Source organism: Mesorhizobium sp. ES1-3, from assembly GCF_020164795.1.
GTDB lineage: Bacteria > Pseudomonadota > Alphaproteobacteria > Rhizobiales > Rhizobiaceae > Mesorhizobium.
The window spans coordinates 1-1,524 of sequence record NZ_JAIUGW010000068.1; the positions used below are offsets into that span (position 1 = coordinate 1).

Consider the following 1,524-nt stretch of genomic DNA (forward strand, 5'->3'; position numbering starts at 1 on the left):
CTAGCAGGCTGTTGAAAAAGGGCTCGCGACAGCTCCTGGTTCGTGATTCACTCTGACCACGAAGATGTGGGAGTGAATCGTGCGGGGCGGTGACGGACAGACGGGCGAACTGTTCAGCTACGTGGATCTTGAGGCGCGGGTTCGGCGCGATCATCCGTTGCGCCGTATACGGGCGATTGTGAATGACGCGCTTTCGGCGTTGGAGCGGGAGTTTGCGGCGCTGTATTCGCCGATCGGGCGACCTTCGATCCCGCCGGAGAAGCTGCTGCGGGCAATGCTGTTGCAGGCGTTCTATTCGATCCGCTCGGAGCGGCTGTTGATGGAGCGGCTGGAATACGACCTCCTGTTCCGCTGGTTTGTGGGCATCGGCGTGGACGACGCAGCCTGGGATCATTCGGTGTTCTCCAAGAACCGTGACCGGCTGCTGGAGGGCGACATCGCTGCAAAGTTCCTGGCGGCGGTGCTGGCACAACCCAAGGTGAAGAAGCTTCTGTCTACGGATCACTTCTCGGTCGACGGCACGCTGATCGAGGCCTGGGCGTCGATGAAGAGCATCAAGCCGAAGGACGGCCCAAGCGGTGGTCATGGCGAGCCGCCGGCTCAAGGCGGAGGACGCAATGCGGAAGCAGACTTCCACGGCGAGCGGCGATCGAACGAGACGCACGCCTCGACCACCGACCCCGACGCAAGGCTCTACCGCAAAGGGCGGGGCAAGGAGGCGAAGCTGTGCTTCATGGGGCATGGTCTGATGGAGAATCGCCATGGTCTGTTGGTTGACGCCTGCCTGACCTTGGCCGACGGGCATGCCGAGCGGGTGGCCGCGCTGCACATGGTCGAGCCTCGCGCCGATCGACCGCAGGCGATCACGCTCGGTGCCGACAAGGCCTACGATGCGGAGGACTTCGTCAACGAACTGCGTTCGATGAAGGTGACGCCGCATGTGGCGCAGAACACCAGCGGCCGTAGTTCGGCGATCGACGGGCGCACCACCCGGCATGGCGGCTATGCTGTCAGTCAGCGTATTCGCAAGCGCATTGAAGAGGCGTTCGGCTGGATCAAGATGGTCGCCGGACAGCGCCAAACCAAGTTCCGCGGCCGGGACCGCGTCGGATGGGGCTTCACCTTTGCTGCCGCCGCCTACAATCTGGTGCGGTTGCCGAGGCTGCTGGCGGTGCCGACATGATCGCACCTGCCGGCTGTCAACTGATCGGCCGCTGGCGGATCATCGAAGCTGACCTGTGGGATCGCAGCTATCTCGACCTCGGCGGGCCCGCCACGATCACCATTGGGGCTGACAACCACGGTGAGATCGCCTTTGGCGCCCTGCAAGCCGGCCTCGATCTCGGCTACGGGTCCTCAATGGTCTTCTTCACATGGGCCGGCTTCGATGAGATGGACGAAGTCACCGGCGACGGCTCCGCAGAATTGCTCGACGACGGCTCGATCGACATCACATTCGCCTACCACAACGGTGACGAGGCTATCCTCAAGGCCAAACGTGATCCTTCTTCAACAGCCTGCTAG

Annotated in this window: 2 protein-coding genes; both read left to right on the forward strand. The window is 62.9% G+C overall.

Features of this window, described 5'->3' with window-relative positions; translation table 11 throughout:
• Window positions 1-79 precede the first annotated feature (79 nt).
• On the forward strand, window positions 80-1,183 hold the full coding sequence (locus LB536_RS30970) for an IS5 family transposase (protein WP_224599149.1): 1,104 nt from the start codon (window positions 80-82) through the stop codon (window positions 1,181-1,183).
• A complete protein-coding gene (locus LB536_RS30975; RefSeq protein WP_224599152.1) occupies window positions 1,180-1,524 on the forward strand; it encodes a hypothetical protein in 345 nt (114 codons plus the stop codon). The genes LB536_RS30970 and LB536_RS30975 overlap by 4 nt, the downstream gene beginning before the upstream one ends.

Coding starts and splice junctions, on each gene's coding strand:
- LB536_RS30975 (WP_224599152.1), top strand. CDS start 1,180: ATGATCGCACCTGCCGGCTGTCAACTGATCGGCCGCTGGCGGATCATC.